A 20044-nucleotide genomic window follows, 5' to 3' on the forward strand; every position below is an offset into this window, starting at 1 on the left:
TACTTGAATTATGTATATAGTTCAATGGGAGTGATTATGTGATTGGTTTTAATACAATTTTAAGTCTTTCTGATGAAACAAGTGCGGAAGATTTTTTATCTTTATGCAGAGAGTGGATGGAGAAAAGTCCGCATACTAGTTTGAAGCTTGATTCAGTTAAGATTGAAGATGGACTTAAATATGTCAGCGAGAATGAGACACTTGAATTTGCATGTATTTTAGGGAGTGAAGGCACTCATTGCGGTGTGAGACATACAAAGAAGGATTCTGATTGTGAGTGGAGAACTGATGTTATCGGGTTTAAGACATCAGTTAATTTTGTGGTATCAATCATCACATCAAAGGCAGACTTTAATGTAAGTACATACAGTAAAATGCCAACAAGACCTCACATTGTTAAATTGCTTATGGAAAAAACCCCACCCATATTTGATGACGACATATTGGTGCAAAAGGAACCTAAAGCAGTTGGTGTTAATAACTATCATGAACTAGTGTCAATTATAAAAAATGAAAAGAAAAATAAGTTGCCTGTTGTATTTATTAGTAAATATTTTTCTGGCGAGTATTTAATTAATCCTGCTGAACTGGCTAAGTGGCTATCTGGTTTTGCACATGTATATTATGAAACAGAATCTACTGTATCAAATATTTTGAAAGAAAGTACTAATGGATTGAATTCTTACAATGGTAGTGTAGGTATATATTGGCCTGGTGGTTCCCGGAACTATTATTATAGTAACGAAAACGTTGATCATATATTAAAGCTGCGCTTATTTGTACAAAAAACATTAAGCAGTAGAACCTTACTGAAAGAATGCAGATGGTCCTATATTCAAGATATTAAATATAAGAAAAGATTGGATGAATATAGAAAAAATAATACAGAAATGACAGAATTCATGGAATACACATTCAATGAGATTAAAATACTAAAGGACAGGGTAGATACGCTAGAATCTGAAAATGAGTATTTAACACAACAAGTTGAAATTTTAACCGATCATGATTTCTCAAATAAATCTACACTTCTTATTAAAGGAGAGGAGAGGGAGTTATTTAAGAACGAACAATTAGAATTTATATTGGATTTATTGCAAGAGAAGATTAGTAGTGGATCTTGTTCGATGAGAATGAAAAATGTAATAGAATCTATACTCTCTTCTAATAATAGAACTAATAATAAAGACGAATTTTTGAAATCAATCAAGCAAATATTAGTATCTGATAGAGGACTAAACAAACAGGATAAGAAAGAATTAAAGAGACTCGGTTTTGATGTTGAAGAAAGTGGCAAGCATTATAAATTAGTTTATCAGATGGATGATCGGTATTCCTTCATTGTTCCGAAATCACCAAGTGATTATAGAGGACCAAAGAATAATTTTTCTCAATTTAAAGAGTACTTTTTCTCTGTTTAGTGATTTTGAGTGTTCCATTTTGGAACACTCTTTTTATGCGAGATTTGAAGTAGTTCAGGAAGTAAATGACTCCAGCTAACATCGTATTCACGCGGCGTGTCTGACGGTCCTTGGTCTGCAAGAGGCATTATGGAGGAGTGAACTCCGAAGACAACCCTGCACTGGGTAAGTTCGTCGGACATGGGCTTAGGCCCCATAAGCCAGTGTGGGTTCGTGAATACACCAACGTTATCTGAAATTCTAACAGTAAGGAGTGCTTAAATGACTCAAAGTCAGATTGCAATTCTAGGTTTAATAGTTAGCTTTGTTGGCGGAGGAACGGTAAGTGCAATTATTAATTGGGTTCGCTCTAGCATAGCTGAAACAAAAGAAAGATCTTCAAAGTATATTGAACAACAATTAGAAAAGCTATATGGCCCTCTATATTATTTGACTTTGCAAAGTAGTAAATTATTTGAGATTGAGAAGAAGTTAGACGATGCTTATAAAGTGGAGTATATTGATCAGAAGTACAGTGATGATCCTGTTACAAGACAAAGATTAAGAGAAGATACTGAATTAGTTATTGAGCTAAAGAACCAATACATCGAACAAGTTGTGAAGAATAATAGGAAAATAATTGACTTGCTTGATAATAATTTTGCATTGATTGATGTTGAAATTTTCATTAATGAATTTTATGAACATTTTATTCGTTATCAATCAGAAGAAATAGGCAAAACTCCATATATGGTGTATGAACATCTAGGTGCAATTTCTTTTTTAAGACCAGAGTTTATAAAAAGAATTAAGGAAAAATTCAAAAATAAGAAATCACAATTTGAAGGAATCGCAAAGAAGCGTTAGAACATCAGATAAGATAATATTCAAGCAGCGGCTCCTTCGGAGCCTTGGTCTGCTGGATGAATTTCGTGGAAGCAGGATCGCAGACACACCCAGCATTCGTTGGGTGTCGTGAATACAGGAACGTTAGGCGAAATTACTTTTTAGCTTGGGGGAGATAAAATGTCCAATTTATTTTTTGGATTGTATTTAGAAAAAATGGACTGGAATTCTGATGACTATAAAACCGAAGTTACACACCTAAAAGCTTTTGAAATAGCAGATGTGTTGGTAACTGAAAAAACAATTAATGATTTACATATCGAAATTATTCAAGCTAAAGGTGACTGGTTAAACTTTAACACCAACGTAGTAGAAGAAAATTATTATATTCAAACAAACTTAATTTTTCACTCAATGGACTTGAGTGAGGAAGACGAACAAATCATTAATAAAGTAATAGGAAAATGTGAATCGTTCTTTCAGGTTTTGAAGCGATTGGATGCAGCAACAAGGCCAAGCAATTTTGAATTACTAGATAAGATACTGGATGAAGATGGTTTTGTAATTAAAGCACACGAAGGTGGGGGTTGGGGAGTAGCAGAAGATTTAACGCAACTATTATCGTCTCAAAACATGAGTTTTAAGACGATTCGACATCAGAAATCTCGGTTTGACGGTGGGGCGTCCGGAGGATTTGAAGAGATTTTACTGTTTATTGGTGGGGCAGCCAGTTCCGGTATAACATGGGACATTCTAAAGGGACTTTTTACAAATAGGTTTGGTATTGAGCTTGAAAATATTAAAGCTACGTTTGTAGACAGTATGAGATTTAAACAACTCAGAAGAAATATTGCTGACAGAATAGTCGAAGACCACAAAGATCTTATCTTAATTGATTTTTATAACCAAGAAAGTGAAATTATTTGCGAATTTAAGATTTACGGAATTATTGAGAAAACAATAACCGTTCTATGCGATTCCGAGTATCAGATTAAAGAGCTAAAGTTGGAGAGAAAGTAACTCGCCTAACACAACATTCAGCATCGGGCCATACTGCCCTCGGTCCGCAGAAGTTGTTTCGAGGAAGAGAGAGCTGCGGACATCGACCCCCTAAGATAATAGTTATCTTAGGGAGAGCGACGTCGTGAATGCAATAACGTTAAGCGCAACTTCTGAAGGGATTGAAGATTTCATCAGATCAATGAAGAAAACTCGGAACCGAGTGCGCCCAGAGTAGGAGGGATGAATCCAATTGAAGAAAAAACGATTAATTTTTAAGCCTTCCATTCTTCAAACTTTTTATAGAAGATTTTAATGATCGAATCTGTCCAGAATGAACGTTCTCAATTGTTGTGAGTTTTTCTTCAATGCTATTTAACTTCTCAATAATTATTTTGTTTGTATAGTCACCTTGGTCTTGTAAAACAGATGTGTCAACAACAATTAATATGGTTATGCCAACGCCCATAATTATTAATGACAGATTGTCAAACCAAGTGCGACAGTTCCTCTGTGAAAGATTCGTGAGCGGTTCTCCAACCCAAGCATTTTCGTGGTCTGTGGTTAATCAGATCCAGTGAGTGGCCGAGATCTTCATCCTCTACTTGAGCGAAATCGGTACCCTTGGGATGAAACTCCCGCAGTAGTCCATTCCCATTTTCGTTGGAACCGCGTTGCCAGGAAGAATACGGGTCAGCAAAATAGACGTGAAAGCCATGTGTGTCTTCCAGGTTTGCATAGCAAGCAAATTCCTTGCCTCTGTCAGCCGTGGCTGTAAGGAAGGTACCTTTAGGGTACTGGGAGATGGCTACACCAAGCGCAATTTCCATGGACAAAGCGGTACGATCAGGCATGAGAATGGCGGTATACAGCCGGGTTTTGCGTTCAATGAGCGTGGCTACGCATCCTTTACTTTTCCCACGACCCGATACGACGGTATCCAGTTCCCAGTGCCCAAACGTTTCTCGGGAACGAACCTCTTTGGGGCGATCCGAAATCGATCTGCCGATAGCGAATTTACCGCGAGTTTCTGTGGGTTTCTGACGCTTCCCTTTGTGCCGAAGGACCTGTAACACGCCTCGAACCAGACGTCCGGCATAGAGCCAACGATAGATGGTTTTAAAGGAGACCGACGGCAGGCCTTGGATGCGGAAACGTTCCGTGATCTGCTCCGGAGACCACGTTGCCTGCAGTTTTTCCTCCAAGGAAATAGCTATGACTTCGGACCATTTACCAGGTGAGACAGAAGCTTTACGACGCTCCTTATAAGCGTTCTGAGCCTGCGCTGTACGATAAGGTTGCGATGAAGTAGCACGGTCCAATTCACGACAAATCGTGGAAGGATGTCTTCCTAATTCTTTTGCGATGGCTCTCAAACTTTGACCTTGCTGATGGAGGATTTCTAGCTTGCTGCATTCGATTATGCTAAGATGAGTGTAGCTCATGGTGGATTCTCCTTGTGTGAATGTGGTGTAGGAACCTTCATTCTACACGAATCCGGCCATGGGCCCTTTTTTTATTTATTTCCAGTAGGTGTCGCACTTCATATTACAATCCGTCTAATAGTTAAACTTCACCTAGCGTCGGATCGGCTTTTAATGTTAAAAATCAAGCAATACAAGTTCAATTATCTGAGCTGAACTTAAAGTATGATTAGCGCCCTTCGGTTTTTTTTTTGTTGCTGTTTGCTCTAAGAATAGAATCGGGGAGAAGAAGTGTTTGTTTGGAAACGAATAAAATAATTTAGCAGTAGTCTGAATTTGATATAAAGGTAAATTTAATAAAATAAATTGTTAGTGATGGTCAAGACGGTATATTAACATTCCATTTCATCAGAAGCGTAAGTAATCTGGTGACGTTAAAAGGTGGCCTTAGTCTAGTTTCTCACTTTTCAGTTTCTTCCCCAAGCAAATACCCCACAGAAACCTCCAAAGCCTTTGCAATCATCACCACTTCATAATCTTGAACAAGACGATATTGACCCTCCAATCGTGAAAGACTGGTCTGACTGATATCAAGACCCAGTGTTTGCAATCTGGCGAGGAATTCTCTTTGTTTGATGCCCTTACTTTTACGAATAGCTACGACTTGGGAGCCGATGATGTTTTTGTCACCAGGTGGTTCTTGTCTATGCTTCATTATGTACACCTCTCATTTCAACCAAATTGTATGAGAAATAATGGTTGTTTTAATGCGGATATCGAATTAAAATAAAATAAACCGATATTCGCATTAAAATTGACTGCTCACGTCTAGCATTACCAAGATATGACGCAGTATAGACCCATCAGAGAGGTGGATGTATGAGCCGGTTGCTTGACTTATTGGAAGAGGAACGGCGCAAGCTTAATCAGCTTGGAGAGGCATCCTTGAAGCAAGCGATTCCGTTGTGGGACAATCCCGAGGTTCAGGAGCAGAGCCGAAGGGTGGATGAACTGGTGGCCCGAGTTAGTGAAATGAAGGCGAGACGTAACCGAGTTGGACGATGAGGTGAGGTACATAATGCGTAGGGGAGGAGAAACTATGGATTTTCCACCGTGGATGCAACGAGCGATTCAAGCAAGGCTGGATGAGGTGACTGCCCGGATCGAACATGATCCTGAACTGAGTCGAGTACGTGGGGGAACAGATGAAGCGTTTGAAGTTTTGTTTGCAGGTAAGGATGTCGAGCAGACACCTGAATATATCGAGTGGGAGAATCGTTATATTGTCAGCAAAGGCATAGAAAATGAGCGGTTGTATATGCAGGGACTACGAGATGGCATTCAGCTTATAGTATCCTTGCTGGGTCAGTCGATGCCAGAGGAGAGCGATACAGAGGCTTGATCCACTAAGGTGAACCCATAAATCAGGGGAAACTACCTCGATCTTAACTTAAAAACCGGAGCCGAAGCGTGAATCTATCGCTTCGGCTCCGGTTTAATGCTCTACTTTTACAAATTCTAAATTCCAAATTATTACTTCTATGCAGATTGTAACGTTATATATGTATACAGTTGCACACCATGAATTAATTCTGCAAAGGCTTGGGAGGAGCTGATAAGGAAAGGAGGGCGCTAATTATGTGTTAAGCTTTAAGAAACAAAGGCAGAAGTGAGGTATGGTTATATGAAAAAAAGATCTAAATACTTTATCTTGCTTTTTATGTTTATTTCGATTGTGTTTATTCTGCTTTTTTTGAATACCAACAAAAATGAAGCCAATGAGTCAGTGGTTAATGGCAATATCATTCAAGTCAAAAACTTTGATCTGGATGCCAAATCAACGAATTTAAAGACAATGACAGAAGGATCGATATTTGTTGAGGGTAAGAAGAAGCAAATTGATCATATAAAAATAGTAGCACATGTAGAGATTGACCCCGCTGACTGGGGTGGTGTTGCATATTATATCCCTGATCAATGGAGTGTCTCCAATATCACCAGCAGTTACCCTGAACATCAATCGAAGTTAAAGCCCGCTGAGTATGTATCCACCTGGATGAATTCTTCTGATGACTCTTCATGGCGCACGATGATTGAAATTGGGAGAGAACGAAATTACACAGCAAATGGCGGAGGTACTGGAACGATTGTGATCGAATTAAGTCCGGATAAAAATGGGGTGTCCCCCTCTGAGTCATTAAAGATTGGTATTGAGGTCGGATCAGAAGAAAAAAATGGAAAAAGGGTTATGGGTACGGATTCTGTTGAAGTTCCTGTATTTTAAAGTGCTGGGTTAACTTGATTTAGAAAACAAGCCGAAGCGATGGTAATGAACGCTTCGGCTTGTTTTTTTATTCTTTTATTTTGACCCATGTTACTTCTTCAATTCTTACTTCGCACTCACCGACTTAAACCAATCATTTACTTCTTGCGTGATCTGATCTCCGCCATTGGATTTCCAGTTGGCGACGAATTGGTCAAAGGCATCAATTGGCAGATTGCCGTAGATGATTTTGTTGAAGGTTTCCATCTCGGACTGGCGGAGCAGGTTCCATTTGGATACCATGGTTGGTGTTGCAGCGCCAGTAAAGTAGTTTTGTTTACGGACGTCGATCTGGGACATAACGACTTTACCAGCATACCAGTTTTCCGGTTTACGGAATTCAGCCATTTGTTTCTCGTAAGGTGTCTCAGGCTTCTCGCCGTTGGCCAACTTCACGAGTGTTTTCATGTACAGATCCGGGATACGTGCTGGGCCGGTCAGGAAAGGGAATTCGTTGGAGAAGTCTTTGATCTTCTCTTTGTCACTGGTCGGTTGTCCGTCAATGATATCCCAGTCGTAACCTTTGGCGAAGCCGTATTCATACTCACTGCCCGCTTTCGGGTTAGCCAGGTTATCGAGCAAGTAGTTGTAGTACAGGAAGATGGCTTCTGGATGCTTCGCATCTTTGTTGATCATGATACTTGCGTTGACACCAGAGTTCTGCCACTTCGTACCGATCTTGCCGTCTGGGCCAGCTGGAACAGGGTATGCTTTATACTTAGAGCCAGGTACGTTCTTCAGCAGGTCAGGTGCAGGCCAGTCCGGTACCCAGTTGGCGCCAGGCAGAATGCCCGCTTTGCCAGCTGTCCAGCTTTCAGCAGATTTGCCTTCGTCCCACAGAGCGGAGTCAGCGTGGATATAACCTTTATCCATCCATTCCGCTAGCTTGGCAAGGGCTTGTTTGGCACCTGGGTTAACGGAGCCGTACTCGAGATTGCCGTTCGCGTCTTTGTTCCATTGCTCTTCGATTGTGCCGTAAGCACCGAACAACCAGTCGAGCTGACCCATCCAGGTGTTGGTGTTATTTTTCAGCGAGATTGCCAGTGGGAATACTTTGTCTGGAGACAGACCGTCCGGGTTCTCGTTTTTGAATTTGTCCATGATGTTCTCAAGGTCTGCGATGGTTTTCGGAGCTTCCAGGTTCAGCTTCTCCATCCAGTCCTCGCGGAGCCAAAGCAGCGTATCGTCGTTATCGGTGTACTCCATGATCGGCATGTTGTATTTCTTACCGTCCTTGGTGAACGGATACCACAGTTCAGGATGTGCTGCGGCGTGATCTTTCAGGGTCTGACTCGCGTACTTGTCGAACAACTCATCGATGGCGATGAATTGACCGGAGTCGATCAGTTGATTGGTCAGTACCGCATTGGTAGGTACGGTGACGAAATCAGGGAGCTTCTCGCCAGAGGCGATAGCCAGTTGCAGCTTTTGTCTGTATTGATCGTCATTGGCCGGATACCAGGTATCTTTATGCTTCATACCCAGCGTTTCGAGCATCCAGCGATCGTGCACGTTATTTTCTTTGGTATCTCCTTGCACGTATTTCTTCGGCATCAATACCGAACTGAACTCGATGGGTGGGTCATATTTTCCTTTGGCAAAAGCAGCTTCCGCTTCAGCTGAGCCGACAGTTCCCGGCGTATTATCGGTACCATTGTCACTAGCTGTCTCGCCACTGCCGCACGCAGTGATCGTGATGAGCGCGATAACCATGAGCAGTGACGACCATGTTTTGAATTTGATCATTGTTCAATCCCCCTACGGTGTATGATCTTTACAATGTAACTGTACCAATTTGAGCGGGAGGGCATCTATATGAGTTTGTTAGTTTCCATAGGACTCTATTAGTGAATGTTCCAAAAGAACGGTTTTCTGTCATGTTATTTATGCTGGTCTCTGTATTCCTGCGGCGTAACGCCGAATTGACGCTTGAACACTTTTATAAAATAAGCCGGGTCCATATAACCAATCTCCCTGCTGATTTCATATACTTTTTTGGTGGTCGTCACCAGCTTGTGACAGGCCCGATCCATACGCAGGCGCGAGATATAATCACTGATGCCTTCGCCCGTTTCAATCTTATAGATCTTGGACAGGTGGGTCGGGTGCAGATTGACATGGTCGGCCAGTACACGCAAAGACACATCCAGATGCAGGTTCTTATCTGTAAAATCCTGAATCTTCTTCACATACTCGGAACGGATGTCCTTGATCTCGTTGGACGTGCCTTCCTTGAGTTTGCTCAGCACGCTGAGCGACCATTTCCGAAGTTTGCTGATGGTAGCGAAAACTTCCCCACTTTGCAAATCCTCGACATCGTTTCCCATCAAAGTGGTCAGAGTCAGTTTGTTCCGATGAGCGATGTTGGTGAACGAAGCCGTAATAAGAAATCCTGCTTCCATGCAATGCTCCCATGATTCAGACCATTTCTCATCCAACTCCGCGCAGACCGCAAGGATTTTCTCTTCGGCGGCATCCCACTGTCCGCTTTCCAACAGACTAATGAACGTTGGCGGGGTGTATAACACGTCCAGTGGACCTTGCGCCGCAGGTGTCTCGACATCGCTGACACGCATGACGAATTCGCGTTCGTCGCCAACGATCTGTCGGAAATAGGCGGAAGCCTGACGGAAGTGATCGTAAATCTGTTCCGGGAAGGTGAACCACTCGGTGATAACGATGGAGAGAGAGCCTTTCAGAAATTGTTTTACTTTGGATTGGAGCTGAATGGACAGCTTCTCCAGCATGGTTTCTTTGCCAATATCGCCTTTCCGTTCTTTCAACTGAAGCAAAAACACCAGATATCCGTGCTCCTCCTTCACGCCCCACACTTCCATAAACTCACCCATAATCTCTTCCGCCATGTTGATGATCGCATATTCGATCAGGGTCTGATCATTGCTGTCATAGTGTCCGAATTCTTCTTCCAACCGTACCAACATTAATGCGGCATCCCCGGTGTGAAAGGGTAGATCGTAATTGGCGAGCTTCCGCTCCCATTCTGCTGCTGCGATTCGTTGTCCCTGCAAAGCCCCAAGGAGAAGTCGTCCTCGTAAATGAGGGAGATTCTCTCGCAACGTAAACTGGGTCCGTGTCAGTGAGCTGACCAGTTCCCATTCGTTGTTCAATTGATCAATGGCCTTCTGCACAGCACCCATTAGTTCATCGTCAGTGGGTGGCTTCAGCAGATAGTCCACGGCTTCGAACTGGATGGCTTTTTTGGCGTAATCGAATTCGGAATAGCCGGATAACAGGATGCATTTTATTTTTTTGTCCCGTATGCGGATACGTTCGATCAGTTCTATGCCTGTCATTTCGGGCATCTGGATGTCCGAGATTACGATATCGATGGGATGGGTGTCGATCATTTGTAGTGCTTCGTGTGCCGAGTATGCTTTATGCACATGTTCGATCCCGAGCTTATGCCAGGGTTTGGTCATGGACAGGTTATCGACCCAGTGTGCTTCATCGTCTACGATCATCATTTGCATTATAATGTCTCCCTTGGTGGTTGAACTAAGGCATATTTACACTCGCCACTCCGATGACAGAATAACCTTCCGATCGCTGTTATCCCCAGATTTATTGAATGAATTTTATAATGTGTAAATCTGGGGATAAAGGCGAACGCTTTGCTTCTTCAGGTTTTTTCTGTCCTCTGCGTTCACGTGTAAATGGTTCGTTCAAAATCAAATAGTCAACTTATCGTTCGTATCTATATCAATTCGTATCGGTATTACCTTTATCGGAATCGGTATCCTCTTTTGGTATCTCCCAGATGAGCTCGGTTCGGAATCCGCCTAATGGGGATGGGCCGAATAGGAGGTAGGAGTGACTGCCGAACATGTGTGTGATTCGTTGGTACGTATTCCAAAGGCCGCAGCCCATTTCTTCTTGTAAAGGTTCCTGCATCTTCAAGTTCAGCGCTTCGTACTGTTCCGGGCTGAGGCCTGGCCCATCGTCGTCGATGTAAATTCTGCCAAAACCGTTCTTACGCTCCCCGGTAATTCGGATTTCCCCGGAGGAATAGGACTTTGCTACACCGTGTATGACGGAATTCTCGACCATCGGTTGAAGCATTAATCTCGGCACCGATTGGGCAAGCATATCCTCAGGGATATCAATGTGATATTCAATCCGGCCATTGCGCAGCTTCTGAATGTCCAGATAGTTAATCAGCAGTTTGATCTCTTCCTGAAGCGAAGACGTCTCTTTTTCCATACGGGTGGTATAGCGGTAGTAGGCACTAAGGTTATGCGCCATGGAGACCACAGCTTGTTCGTCCTTCATCTGAGCCATATTGATGATATAACCAAGACAATTATATAGAAAATGTGGATTGATCTGCGCCTGTAATTGCTTCAGCGTAGCTTCCCTGGCTCTAATCTTCTCATGGAACACATTCTCGATCAGATCCTGAATCTGATGGGACATATCGTTGAATCGGCGGAACAGGAATGAGAATTCATTCTGGTTTTTGCTATGCAGTCGAACGGAATAATCGCCCTGCTCTACGCGGCGTAAGCCTTTAATCAGCTTTTGGATCGGATACTGGACATTCCGGTACAGCAGGATGGAAGCCGAGATTCCCACAACGAGTAGCAAAATCATACAGGTGTAGAACAGATTCTGACTGAGCGAGATGGGTTTCAAAATCTGATACAGCGGGATGACGTCAACCAGATGCCAATCCAGATAGGTGGACTTCACGGAGCTAACCAGATATTTCTTTCCGTTCAGTTCGACCACGTCCTGTGTGGTATCCTCTGGCGAGTGCGTATCCAGATACTGAGTGAGTGCTGCGGATAACTGCTTGTCCGCGCTGCGATTCAGAATGGGTGCATTTCCTTTGTGATATAAGAAAGGATCACCTTGTCCGCCCGCTTTATACGTATCCAGCATATTCTGAATATTCTCATAGCTGAAGCTGGCTTCAATCACCAGATTGCTTCCAGTGAGCATTCCTGGTTGGGCAAGGGAGTCCGTATAGAACCAGTAGAAGGATTTCATCTCATCCTGTGATTCCGCACTTTGGTCCCCATAGGTCCATTGTCCGCTCATATTTTTTTTCAAATACGCCTCATCATAGCCGGTATCCCGGTTGTAGTTCGCGATGACCTCCTGATTCTGCTGGGAATACACCGCATATCGGGTAGGCCATATATCGGTAACGCTCGTCTGAAGCATCATCTTCTCCTGAATTACATAACGGGTCTGCATCCGGTCATATCGATCATCCCACATGTTCAGGCCGTTGAAGGCTCTGACATTGGGATCACGGGAGAGAATCAGGCTGAAATCCATCATCTGATTGATACGCGAGTCGATCTGACTGGACAGAAACGTGAGCTGTTTCGTATTGGAGATCTGCAGTTCTTTGCTGACGACATCATAGGTGACGTTATTCGAGTAGGTGTACATGATCAGAATGGGGATGAATAAGACCACAATTAACAAGTTTATTTTGGCAAACAGACTGAATCGGGATCTGGTTTTACCTTGAAAAAACATGAAGCGCTTCCATATATGCATAAAAAGTCTCCTTCTAATTCGTGTGTAAACAACTTCTTCCTAGGATGGCCCTAACAAAACACTATCAAGCCTAACAATGTTATATAGCAGACCTCAGTATGGCTTGATACTATTTATATCAGAGAACCCCATCACACACAAAAACTTTTTTTGGGAACAGGAGCAGTGCTATGGAGGCTAAATTGGAGGGTAAGCGGGTCCCGCAGGCAAACGTTGGGAACAAGCTGGAACAAAAGAGAAAAAAACGCTATAAACAGCCATGGATTCTGCACTTCATGGTGTTGCCGGCGGCCATTATGGTCTTTATATTTTCATACATCCCGATGTCCGGGATTTTAATGGCATTTCAGGATTATAAACCTGCACTGGGATTTTTCGATTCCGAATGGGTCGGACTGAAGCATTTCAGATACATGTGGGAAAATGATTACTTCCTGCAAATTACGTGGAATACGCTGTTTTTTGCCTGTTCCAAGATCGTCATGAACCTGATCATTCCGTTTATCTTCGCCTTATTACTCAATGAGGTACGGAAGATGGCGCTGAAAAGAACGATTCAAACGCTTGTGTATCTACCACACTTTTTATCATGGGTAACGTTATCAGGCATTCTGATCGACATTCTGGCCCAGACGGGTATTGTCAATCAGTTCCTGGTATCCGTATTCGGCATCAAGCCGATCTTCTTCCTGGGGGATGGCAGCTGGTTCCGATTCACGATTATTGCGAGTGATGTCTGGAAAGAGTTTGGATTCAACACGATCATCTTCCTCGCGGCACTATCCGGTATTAATCCGGCGCTGTATGAAGCAGCTGAAGTGGACGGCGCAGGACGCTGGAAGCAAACGATGTATATTACCATCCCGGCACTTATTCCGATTGGGATCGTAATCGCAACCCTGGCACTGGGTAATGTGCTTAACGCGAACTTTGACCAGATCTTTAACTTGTACAGTCCATTGATTTATCAGCAAGGAGATATTATTGATACGTTTGTATATAGAGAAGGTCTGCTGAGTGGGCAGTTCAGTTTCGCTACCGCCGTGAATCTGTTCAAATCGGTCATTAGCCTGATCCTGATTGTGATCTCGTACCGACTGGCTTACCGATTCGCCGGATACCGAATTTTCTAGAAAGGAGGACGAACGAATGTATCATAAAACGATGCCTTACCGCATATTCAGCATATTCAACAATGTGTTCCTGACCATTCTTTCACTGCTCTGCTTGCTGCCTTTGTATCACTTGCTCATGGTATCCCTTAGCGCATCTGCACCTGCGAATGCTGGTCTCGTCACGTTCTGGCCGATTGGATTTACACTGGAGGCGTATGCAAAAACATTTGCCAATACGAACTTCCTCTCCTCCTTATGGGTATCCGTGGAGCGGACCGTACTCGGTACAGGACTTGCGTTAATCGTTAATACGATTGCAGCCTATGCGCTCTCCAAAGAGACACGGGTGTTCCGCGCACGTAACATCTACCTGTGGTATTTTGTCATCACGATGCTGTTTAGCGGTGGCCTCATTCCGGGGTATATCCTGATCCTGAAGCTGGGGCTGATGAACACGTTGTTGGCCTTGATTTTGCCGGGATTGGTTGCGGTGTTCAACATCATTCTGTTGCTCAATTTCTTCCGTACCGTTCCGAAGGATCTGGAGGAAGCTGCATTTATCGATGGCGCAGGACATTTCCAGACGTTTATCAAAATCTATCTGCCGGTCTCCGTACCTGTTATTGCAACGGTTTCGCTGTTCATGATGGTGGGGCATTGGAACGCATACTTTGACGGGATTATCTACATCCGTGATGCGGAAAAGCTGCCACTCGCGACATTCATGCAGACGATTATCGTGCAAGCGGATATGTCGAAGCTTGATCCGGAAGCCGTTAAGAACCTGTCTCAACGGACGATTCGGGCTTCGCAGATCTTTATTAGCGCACTGCCGATCCTGCTTGTGTATCCGTTCCTGCAACGGTACTTTGTAACTGGGATCGTGGTTGGTGCTGTTAAAGAGTAGGGAACGTAAGTGTAAACATGTGTTGCTTAACTTAAATGAATGTATTATGAAAAAGGAGTTGCTGAACTGGGGAAGGCCAGGGAGGTGGCTCTTTTTTTGTGTTCTCTATCTACATTGAATTGGATATTATTCTATTTTTCAATAATGATTAAAGGACAGATGAAATTTCGATGATTGGTGCGTGTTTACTAAGTGGTATAATATCATCAAACGATAGGAGGTATGACTATGAAATGGGAAGAAGTCCAACAGATGTTCCCGAATCAATTTGTGAAGTTTGAAATCCTTCATTCTGAAGAGACAGAGAATCAAGAAGTTATAGATGAGGTAGCTGTGATCGGTCCTGTAAGCGATGAAAAAGCAACCCAAGAATTGCTGAATAGCCGGGATAAGACCTTGGTCTATCATACTTCCAAAGATCAAGTCATCGTTAGAGTACGGAAGAATGTAGGTTTAAGGAGAAAATTATAAATGAACATTGAATATAGAGAGGGACTGTTATTCACTGAACTAACCATCCTTTTTAACGGTAAGAGAAAAAGGATCAATAACATAGTCATTGATACGGGAGCAAGTCATACCTTGATTTCTCAGGGTGAAGTAGACGATATTGGCATTAAAGTTGGGGTAGAGGATGAGATCATAACAAGCTACGGAATTGGCGGTAAGGAACATGCTTTTAGCAAGCGGATCGAGGGAATACAGGTGGGAGATTTTGTTTTAAAGGATATTCCGATAGATTTTACTTCATTTAAATATCATAATATTAACGGTTTATTAGGACTAGATATACTTAAAGAAGGCAAATTCAATATAGATCTAGAGAACTTTAGACTTTATCATTTATAAATGTAGAACAAAGCTATTTTTGAATTGAAAACTGGAACGAAGCCCGTTGCCTACGCTATGCTACCCTGTTATAATTCCGGTATATCTATCGCATTGGGGGTTATGACGTGGCAATATGGATGATGCCGGATTGCTCGTTCGCTAGAAAGCCTTACGCAAAGCCTGAATAGGGGCGGACTTTGTGTAGGGCGCGACAAAATGAGATCGTTTGCCCTGGAATCAACATCAACATCATGGTTCAACCCGCAGGCTTTGCACCTTACTTTATTTTACTAATAAAAATAAGGGGCTGAAAGCCATGCAAACACCATTTATTCACAATCATCAATTTAATTATATTCATAAACAAGCTGATTTCCTGCTCAAAACGCTACGCTCGGTTGTTGATCCCAAAGTATTGGAAACCGTCCGTTATACGGTCGGCACGAATGCGGTAGGCATCTTCAATGAACTGACGCCTGAACAAAAGCAATTGCTGGAGCAGTTATCCACGTATGAGACGATACATGAGTTGCAGACGTATCTAAACCAGCTGGAAGCCTATCTGATTCCGTTTCCACAAGTATCCGCGAAGCAGATTCAGAAGCTGTATCCGAAGGCGAAGAAGCTCAAAGTACCTGATCTCGAATCCATCGATTATGCACGTACAACCTACTTGAGATGGACCGACATTGCGACCAATCGCTTGTTCATTGTGTACCCGCACGAAGGCAAATACCTCGGTATTGAGGGACGACTTACAGCTACGAACAAGAAAGGGTACTGCATGTTCTGTCATCGCCATCAGGAGCTCGGATTCTTCAACGTGAAGACCAAGAGCCATACGCCGGATAACATTTCTTCTGTTGCCCAATATGTATGCATGGATAACACAGCTTGCAACCATAGCATTACCGACATCACTATGTTGGAGAAGTTTCTTCTCTCGACAGTAAAATAATGCCGGACACACAGACAGGGTCGCTCTTCGGAGCGACCTTTTTTGCCGCGTTCAAGCGTAGTCGAGGCGTCATATCAATGTAGCGCTACAATGCCTTTATAGCGTCGAAGGATCGTTGGCATAATTCAGTCCCAGGTTATGCGCATGGTTCAGCAATGCCTCATAATGCTCAGGCTTGGATTCCAACGTTTCATATAAAAACTCAACTCTGGATTGGGACACGCCGCAGTAATCGGCAATACCTACATTGAGCAGATTGGCAATCGATTCCCCATAGTTGCGCTTGTGCATCTGTTCTTCCGTCACCCCCGAAAGAGAGATCCACAATATTTGCTGATGAGGAAGTTTATTCGTGCCATATGCAAACCCGTTGTTCATGACTCGATCCACATAACCTTTCAACATGGCTGGCAGATGCCACCACCAGAGAGGAAAAACAAAAGCCACAGCATCGTGCTTCTTCAATCGTTCCATCTCGGTTTCAACCTCAGGTGAGAACACTTGATTTTCTTGGGTATAGTCTGGTTCATCCATCTCACGAAGAATTGGGTCGAATCCAATCCCATGCAAATCCAATATCTCATAACCGTGACCAGCCTCAGTAAGCCCTTTTGCAAAACGTTCAGCTACCTGGAAGGTCAAGGAATCTTTACGCGGGTGGGATACTACAACGAGTACGTTCATCTTAACGTTCACTACCTTTCTGGATTACGGTCTTGTAGCCATAAATCAATGGCTGATGCTATTATAAACAGGTATGAAAACATCTGGAAGTACGCACTTTGATGTTCTATAAGAAGAATAAAGTGCTATAGGAACATTAAAGTACCCTAAATGGCTGCCCCGAAATGGGCTTGAATAATGGAAAAAGAGCAGCAAGAAGTTTATGTTTTTACCTTGGATACAGCCTGATTATGGAGGGGTTCAAAAATGACGGAACATGGAGAAACGAGTGCTCCAAAGAAATATAGAGTAGGCGTGGAAGCGGCCTTGGAAGTGATGGGTGGGAAGTGGAAGCCTTTGATTATTTATCATTTGATGACAGGACGGAAACGCACGTCGGAGCTTCGAAGATTGATACCGGACATTACACAGAAGATGCTGACAACTCAGCTCAGAGGTCTTGAAAAGGACGAGATTGTGCAGCGCAAGGTATATTCCGAGGTTCCTCCCAAAGTGGAGTATGAGTTAACAGACTACGGCTGGGGACTCAAGCCTGCCCTGGATCATCTATGCTATTGGGGAGAAGAGCATCTGGATAAAATCCACGGGGATAAGTTTAAAGTTTTGGAGGACTTCGATTCTCAGGAAAGTTGAAGAGAGGGGCACGAGAAATTGAATGGTGCAGAGCACGTGAAACAGGCAGTCCCCATTCGTTGTGAAGGCGTGGCTGTAGTTCTGTGAAGAAGATCCTCGATCAATACCTTGTACTAATGCTAAAACGGGCTGGTCGCATGTTGCATAATGAGTGGTGTTATGTTGGCGGCGGTATAGAGCAGGGCGAGAAGGCATGGGAAGCTGCACTCAGAGAAGTTCACGAGGAAACAGGCATTAGGGAAGTACGGTTGTATTCTGCCAATCAATTCGAACAATATTATTCACCTAAGGAGGATTATATCTATACCGCTCCCGTGTTCGTAGGATATGTGGATGAAAGCCAGCTTGTCCGGTTAAATCATGAACATACCGAGTATCAATGGATGACGTTTGACGAAGCCAAGGAAAATGCAGCATTGCCCGGAATCGATGACATTTTGGATTTTGTTGAAAAGCATTTTGCCAAGAAGTCTCCTTCCAAGTGGCTGCGGATTAATGGAGAAAAATGATTAGGAGGTGGAACTCATCACATACAAGACGATTTATCCAAGAGCATTGTTGAGCCTACTATGTATGTTGGTCATTGAAGCTATACTTTTGAGGGATGGTATTTACGATAAAAATGGTATTCTGAAGTACTCCCTGATCGTTATATGGACCTTTATTCTGGGTTATATCGTTTTCCTGATCTGGCGTTTATTTTTCACTAAACCCAGTATTACGCTGGAAAGCGACCATGTGATTTCTACGAAACACCAAAAATATGATGCATCTCAGATTGAATGTATTTATATGAATTACAGACGGATCGGCATCAAACTCTATGGTAAGCGGTTAGTGCCGATGGATCTGTGTTTTTATTTTCAACGAGGTCAGGAGTCCGCAGGCGTAGAAGCTGTACATGAATGGGCGGCGCAAAACGACAAAGAAGTAAAATACAAATTTTTTCAAACCTTGGCGTAGACCATTACGTCTGTTGAATATAAGGAACCGTTCTTATTTTAAACGCACACGAATCCCAGGTGCAGCTAAATTTTCGTCACAAATTAAAAAAGTCTATGCTTCAATAGCAAAGTAGATTCTAAATGTCAGCAGAAGAGGTGCATATGAGATATTTAACGAAAGAATGGTACGAGTTGTGTCAGCGGACAGGACTTCATTTTGGGATGCGGGTACATCGTGGAGCTTATGAATTGGATGAGAATCTATTTCTAAGGCTGTATAAAAGAAAGGAAAAAGAGCATATAAAGCAGGAGCGAGAGCTATATAATATGGACCCTCGTCTCATGCTAGAGCATGATGGTCAAGTGCTCACTCGCGTAGACAAAGCTTTCAGTGGGGAAGAAGTAACAGAAGAGGATCAGATGGTATTCCACATGCCACCGGAAGAGAGAGCGCATATTGAGAAACTTATTGCGGAGTATGATGTCCGTCCACCTTTTGACGAGAAGAAATGCAAAGAAGAGTACATAGAATCAATGGAATGGAATTTTCGATATAAAGCGGAGAATTTGCCACAGGAAATCGTTGAACAAATTGCGGATATCCGTGTGTTTACGTTAGGGTATTGCACTAGAGAAATAATGCGTCAGTTGAACAAACAGAGCGCGGAGAACAGGAAAGAGATGGAACGTGTATCGAATGAATACAGGGAAGCCATTGTGGCACAGAATATTCCAGATGAAATACATAAGCGGGTTCAATTTCATGATTGTACAGTGACGGAACTACTGACGGGAGAGGAAGTGGTCATTCGTTTTGACACTCGTGGGGGCTTCACCAATATAAATAGACTTACGCTGGTTGCACCCGAAATCATCAAGCAAGAGGGTGAGATTGTAGGCAGTTACTGGCTGTATCAAGAGCTGTATCGGATCGATAATGGATATGAACTTCATGTTCTTTTTGGTGGAGAAAATATGCCTGAATTGATTGTTCGCTGTGCCGACATTCTCGCAGAGGAAGAATGAGACGGATATTATTTTGATTGGGAAAATTATAAGCAGGCCATTGAAAATACGTTGGGTACGGCGGGAATTCAGTAAGGAAAACAGGAGGATGGAGGAAATAGAGTTGGAATGGACCACCAGCACCTTTGGTTATTTATCTATTCCCGTGTTTGTCGTGGGCATTGCATGTTACTTCTTTTCGGACCTTTTATACAAAATATTTGTTCTGATGAGATATCGAGAGATTAAACCGAATTGGGAGTTCGAAGATAACCCACCTAATAGTGATATTCCTCAACATATAAAATAGTGAACTCTCTGAAAACTAAAATTAAAAAAACAGCAACATCATAGGCAGCAAGATGACAGCAAGCATATTTTTGACGAGAAAGTATAGGAAATAATTTTAGGTAGAAGCGAGAGATACAATAATATTTTCTAGG

The 20044-nt window shown here is 42.9% G+C and carries 21 protein-coding genes; 15 read left to right on the forward strand and 6 right to left on the reverse strand.

The window, feature by feature from the left end; translation table 11 throughout:
• The first annotated feature begins 38 nt into the window (after positions 1-38).
• From ACFTRD_RS03865 to ACFTRD_RS03875, 3 genes are all read left to right on the forward strand, one after another.
• Positions 39-1421 carry a hypothetical protein gene (locus tag ACFTRD_RS03865; protein ID WP_379377813.1) on the forward strand — a complete coding sequence of 461 codons (1383 nt, stop codon included), beginning with the start codon at positions 39-41 and terminating at the stop codon, positions 1419-1421.
• Between the two features lie 261 nt (positions 1422-1682).
• Positions 1683-2267 carry a hypothetical protein gene (locus tag ACFTRD_RS03870; protein WP_379377814.1) on the forward strand — a complete coding sequence of 195 codons (585 nt, stop codon included), beginning with the start codon at positions 1683-1685 and terminating at the stop codon, positions 2265-2267.
• Between the two features lie 159 nt (positions 2268-2426).
• Entirely contained in the window at positions 2427-3266 is an 840-nt protein-coding gene (locus ACFTRD_RS03875) for a hypothetical protein (protein ID WP_379377815.1), read from the forward strand.
• A 467-nt stretch (positions 3267-3733) separates the two neighbouring features.
• On the opposite strand, the gene ACFTRD_RS03880 is transcribed toward ACFTRD_RS03875, so the two are convergent.
• Positions 3734-4690: an IS30 family transposase gene (locus ACFTRD_RS03880; RefSeq protein WP_379377816.1), complete on the reverse strand. Its 957-nt coding sequence runs from the start codon at positions 4688-4690 to the stop codon at positions 3734-3736.
• A gap of 439 nt (positions 4691-5129) precedes the next feature.
• Positions 5130-5384 (reverse strand): helix-turn-helix domain-containing protein, encoded by a 255-nt coding sequence (locus ACFTRD_RS03885; protein ID WP_379377817.1) that lies wholly within the window; start codon positions 5382-5384, stop codon positions 5130-5132.
• A gap of 164 nt (positions 5385-5548) precedes the next feature.
• Between ACFTRD_RS03885 and ACFTRD_RS03890 the strand changes: the two genes are divergently transcribed.
• From ACFTRD_RS03890 to ACFTRD_RS03900, 3 genes are all read left to right on the forward strand, one after another.
• A complete protein-coding gene (locus tag ACFTRD_RS03890) occupies positions 5549-5734 on the forward strand; it encodes an aspartyl-phosphate phosphatase Spo0E family protein (protein WP_379377818.1) in 186 nt (61 codons plus the stop codon).
• Between the two features lie 34 nt (positions 5735-5768).
• Positions 5769-6071 carry a hypothetical protein gene (locus tag ACFTRD_RS03895; RefSeq protein ID WP_379377819.1) on the forward strand — a complete coding sequence of 101 codons (303 nt, stop codon included), beginning with the start codon at positions 5769-5771 and terminating at the stop codon, positions 6069-6071.
• 282 nt (positions 6072-6353) lie between these two features.
• Positions 6354-6953 (forward strand): hypothetical protein, encoded by a 600-nt coding sequence (locus tag ACFTRD_RS03900; RefSeq protein ID WP_379377820.1) that lies wholly within the window; start codon positions 6354-6356, stop codon positions 6951-6953.
• Between the two features lie 105 nt (positions 6954-7058).
• On the opposite strand, the gene ACFTRD_RS03905 is transcribed toward ACFTRD_RS03900, so the two are convergent.
• The 3 genes from ACFTRD_RS03905 to ACFTRD_RS03915 form a co-directional block, all read right to left on the reverse strand.
• Positions 7059-8738, reverse strand: coding sequence for a type 2 periplasmic-binding domain-containing protein (locus ACFTRD_RS03905; protein WP_379377821.1), 1680 nt, complete (start codon positions 8736-8738; stop codon positions 7059-7061).
• A gap of 134 nt (positions 8739-8872) precedes the next feature.
• The gene (locus ACFTRD_RS03910; protein WP_379377822.1) at positions 8873-10483 is read right to left on the reverse strand and encodes a response regulator transcription factor; all 1611 of its coding nucleotides are present in this window, start codon (positions 10481-10483) and stop codon (positions 8873-8875) included.
• Between the two features lie 229 nt (positions 10484-10712).
• Positions 10713-12524, reverse strand: coding sequence for a sensor histidine kinase (locus tag ACFTRD_RS03915; protein ID WP_379377823.1), 1812 nt, complete (start codon positions 12522-12524; stop codon positions 10713-10715).
• Positions 12525-12799: 275 nt separating this feature from the next.
• Between ACFTRD_RS03915 and ACFTRD_RS03920 the strand changes: the two genes are divergently transcribed.
• The 5 genes from ACFTRD_RS03920 (at position 12800) to ACFTRD_RS03940 (ending at position 16335) form a co-directional block, all read left to right on the forward strand.
• Entirely contained in the window at positions 12800-13657 is an 858-nt protein-coding gene (locus tag ACFTRD_RS03920) for an ABC transporter permease (protein ID WP_177185780.1), read from the forward strand.
• Between the two features lie 16 nt (positions 13658-13673).
• Positions 13674-14546 carry a carbohydrate ABC transporter permease gene (locus ACFTRD_RS03925; protein ID WP_264930476.1) on the forward strand — a complete coding sequence of 291 codons (873 nt, stop codon included), beginning with the start codon at positions 13674-13676 and terminating at the stop codon, positions 14544-14546.
• 228 nt (positions 14547-14774) lie between these two features.
• Positions 14775-15017, forward strand: coding sequence for a hypothetical protein (locus ACFTRD_RS03930; RefSeq protein WP_379377824.1), 243 nt, complete (start codon positions 14775-14777; stop codon positions 15015-15017).
• The gene (locus ACFTRD_RS03935) at positions 15018-15395 is read left to right on the forward strand and encodes a retropepsin-like aspartic protease (RefSeq protein ID WP_379377825.1); all 378 of its coding nucleotides are present in this window, start codon (positions 15018-15020) and stop codon (positions 15393-15395) included.
• 298 nt (positions 15396-15693) lie between these two features.
• The gene (locus ACFTRD_RS03940) at positions 15694-16335 is read left to right on the forward strand and encodes a FusB/FusC family EF-G-binding protein (RefSeq protein ID WP_379377826.1); all 642 of its coding nucleotides are present in this window, start codon (positions 15694-15696) and stop codon (positions 16333-16335) included.
• 96 nt (positions 16336-16431) lie between these two features.
• Here the strand turns inward: ACFTRD_RS03940 and ACFTRD_RS03945 are convergent, their stop codons facing one another.
• A complete protein-coding gene (locus ACFTRD_RS03945) occupies positions 16432-17019 on the reverse strand; it encodes an NAD(P)H oxidoreductase (RefSeq protein WP_379377827.1) in 588 nt (195 codons plus the stop codon).
• A 246-nt stretch (positions 17020-17265) separates the two neighbouring features.
• Here ACFTRD_RS03945 and ACFTRD_RS03950 point away from each other — a divergent pair, with 246 nt between their 5' ends.
• The 4 genes from ACFTRD_RS03950 to ACFTRD_RS03965 all read left to right on the forward strand — a co-directional run bounded on the left by ACFTRD_RS03950 (position 17266) and on the right by ACFTRD_RS03965 (position 19622).
• A complete protein-coding gene (locus ACFTRD_RS03950) occupies positions 17266-17652 on the forward strand; it encodes a winged helix-turn-helix transcriptional regulator (RefSeq protein WP_379377828.1) in 387 nt (128 codons plus the stop codon).
• A 137-nt stretch (positions 17653-17789) separates the two neighbouring features.
• The gene (locus ACFTRD_RS03955) at positions 17790-18161 is read left to right on the forward strand and encodes an NUDIX domain-containing protein (RefSeq protein WP_379377829.1); all 372 of its coding nucleotides are present in this window, start codon (positions 17790-17792) and stop codon (positions 18159-18161) included.
• Positions 18162-18225: 64 nt separating this feature from the next.
• The gene (locus ACFTRD_RS03960) at positions 18226-18615 is read left to right on the forward strand and encodes a hypothetical protein (RefSeq protein ID WP_379377830.1); all 390 of its coding nucleotides are present in this window, start codon (positions 18226-18228) and stop codon (positions 18613-18615) included.
• 143 nt (positions 18616-18758) lie between these two features.
• A complete protein-coding gene (locus ACFTRD_RS03965) occupies positions 18759-19622 on the forward strand; it encodes a DUF4085 family protein (RefSeq protein ID WP_379377831.1) in 864 nt (287 codons plus the stop codon).
• Positions 19623-20044: the final 422 nt, after the last annotated feature.

This window comes from Paenibacillus sp. NPDC056933, from assembly GCF_042674385.1.
Taxonomy (GTDB): domain Bacteria; phylum Bacillota; class Bacilli; order Paenibacillales; family Paenibacillaceae; genus Paenibacillus.

Excerpts from the sequence above, each read along its gene's own strand:
- ACFTRD_RS03870 (WP_379377814.1), top strand. The coding sequence starts at position 1,683 with ATGACTCAAAGTCAGATTGCAATTCTAGGTTTAATAGTTAGCTTTGTT.
- ACFTRD_RS03875 (WP_379377815.1), top strand. The coding sequence starts at position 2,427 with ATGTCCAATTTATTTTTTGGATTGTATTTAGAAAAAATGGACTGGAAT.
- ACFTRD_RS03880 (WP_379377816.1), bottom strand. The coding sequence starts at position 4,690 with ATGAGCTACACTCATCTTAGCATAATCGAATGCAGCAAGCTAGAAATC.
- ACFTRD_RS03885 (WP_379377817.1), bottom strand. The coding sequence starts at position 5,384 with ATGAAGCATAGACAAGAACCACCTGGTGACAAAAACATCATCGGCTCC.
- ACFTRD_RS03890 (WP_379377818.1), top strand. The coding sequence starts at position 5,549 with ATGAGCCGGTTGCTTGACTTATTGGAAGAGGAACGGCGCAAGCTTAAT.
- ACFTRD_RS03895 (WP_379377819.1), top strand. The coding sequence starts at position 5,769 with ATGGATTTTCCACCGTGGATGCAACGAGCGATTCAAGCAAGGCTGGAT.
- ACFTRD_RS03900 (WP_379377820.1), top strand. The coding sequence starts at position 6,354 with ATGAAAAAAAGATCTAAATACTTTATCTTGCTTTTTATGTTTATTTCG.
- ACFTRD_RS03905 (WP_379377821.1), bottom strand. The coding sequence starts at position 8,738 with ATGATCAAATTCAAAACATGGTCGTCACTGCTCATGGTTATCGCGCTC.
- ACFTRD_RS03910 (WP_379377822.1), bottom strand. The coding sequence starts at position 10,483 with ATGCAAATGATGATCGTAGACGATGAAGCACACTGGGTCGATAACCTG.
- ACFTRD_RS03915 (WP_379377823.1), bottom strand. The coding sequence starts at position 12,524 with ATGCATATATGGAAGCGCTTCATGTTTTTTCAAGGTAAAACCAGATCC.
- ACFTRD_RS03920 (WP_177185780.1), top strand. The coding sequence starts at position 12,800 with ATGGTGTTGCCGGCGGCCATTATGGTCTTTATATTTTCATACATCCCG.
- ACFTRD_RS03925 (WP_264930476.1), top strand. The coding sequence starts at position 13,674 with ATGTATCATAAAACGATGCCTTACCGCATATTCAGCATATTCAACAAT.
- ACFTRD_RS03930 (WP_379377824.1), top strand. The coding sequence starts at position 14,775 with ATGAAATGGGAAGAAGTCCAACAGATGTTCCCGAATCAATTTGTGAAG.
- ACFTRD_RS03935 (WP_379377825.1), top strand. The coding sequence starts at position 15,018 with ATGAACATTGAATATAGAGAGGGACTGTTATTCACTGAACTAACCATC.
- ACFTRD_RS03940 (WP_379377826.1), top strand. The coding sequence starts at position 15,694 with ATGCAAACACCATTTATTCACAATCATCAATTTAATTATATTCATAAA.
- ACFTRD_RS03945 (WP_379377827.1), bottom strand. The coding sequence starts at position 17,019 with ATGAACGTACTCGTTGTAGTATCCCACCCGCGTAAAGATTCCTTGACC.
- ACFTRD_RS03950 (WP_379377828.1), top strand. The coding sequence starts at position 17,266 with ATGACGGAACATGGAGAAACGAGTGCTCCAAAGAAATATAGAGTAGGC.
- ACFTRD_RS03955 (WP_379377829.1), top strand. The coding sequence starts at position 17,790 with ATGTTGCATAATGAGTGGTGTTATGTTGGCGGCGGTATAGAGCAGGGC.
- ACFTRD_RS03960 (WP_379377830.1), top strand. The coding sequence starts at position 18,226 with ATGTTGGTCATTGAAGCTATACTTTTGAGGGATGGTATTTACGATAAA.
- ACFTRD_RS03965 (WP_379377831.1), top strand. The coding sequence starts at position 18,759 with ATGAGATATTTAACGAAAGAATGGTACGAGTTGTGTCAGCGGACAGGA.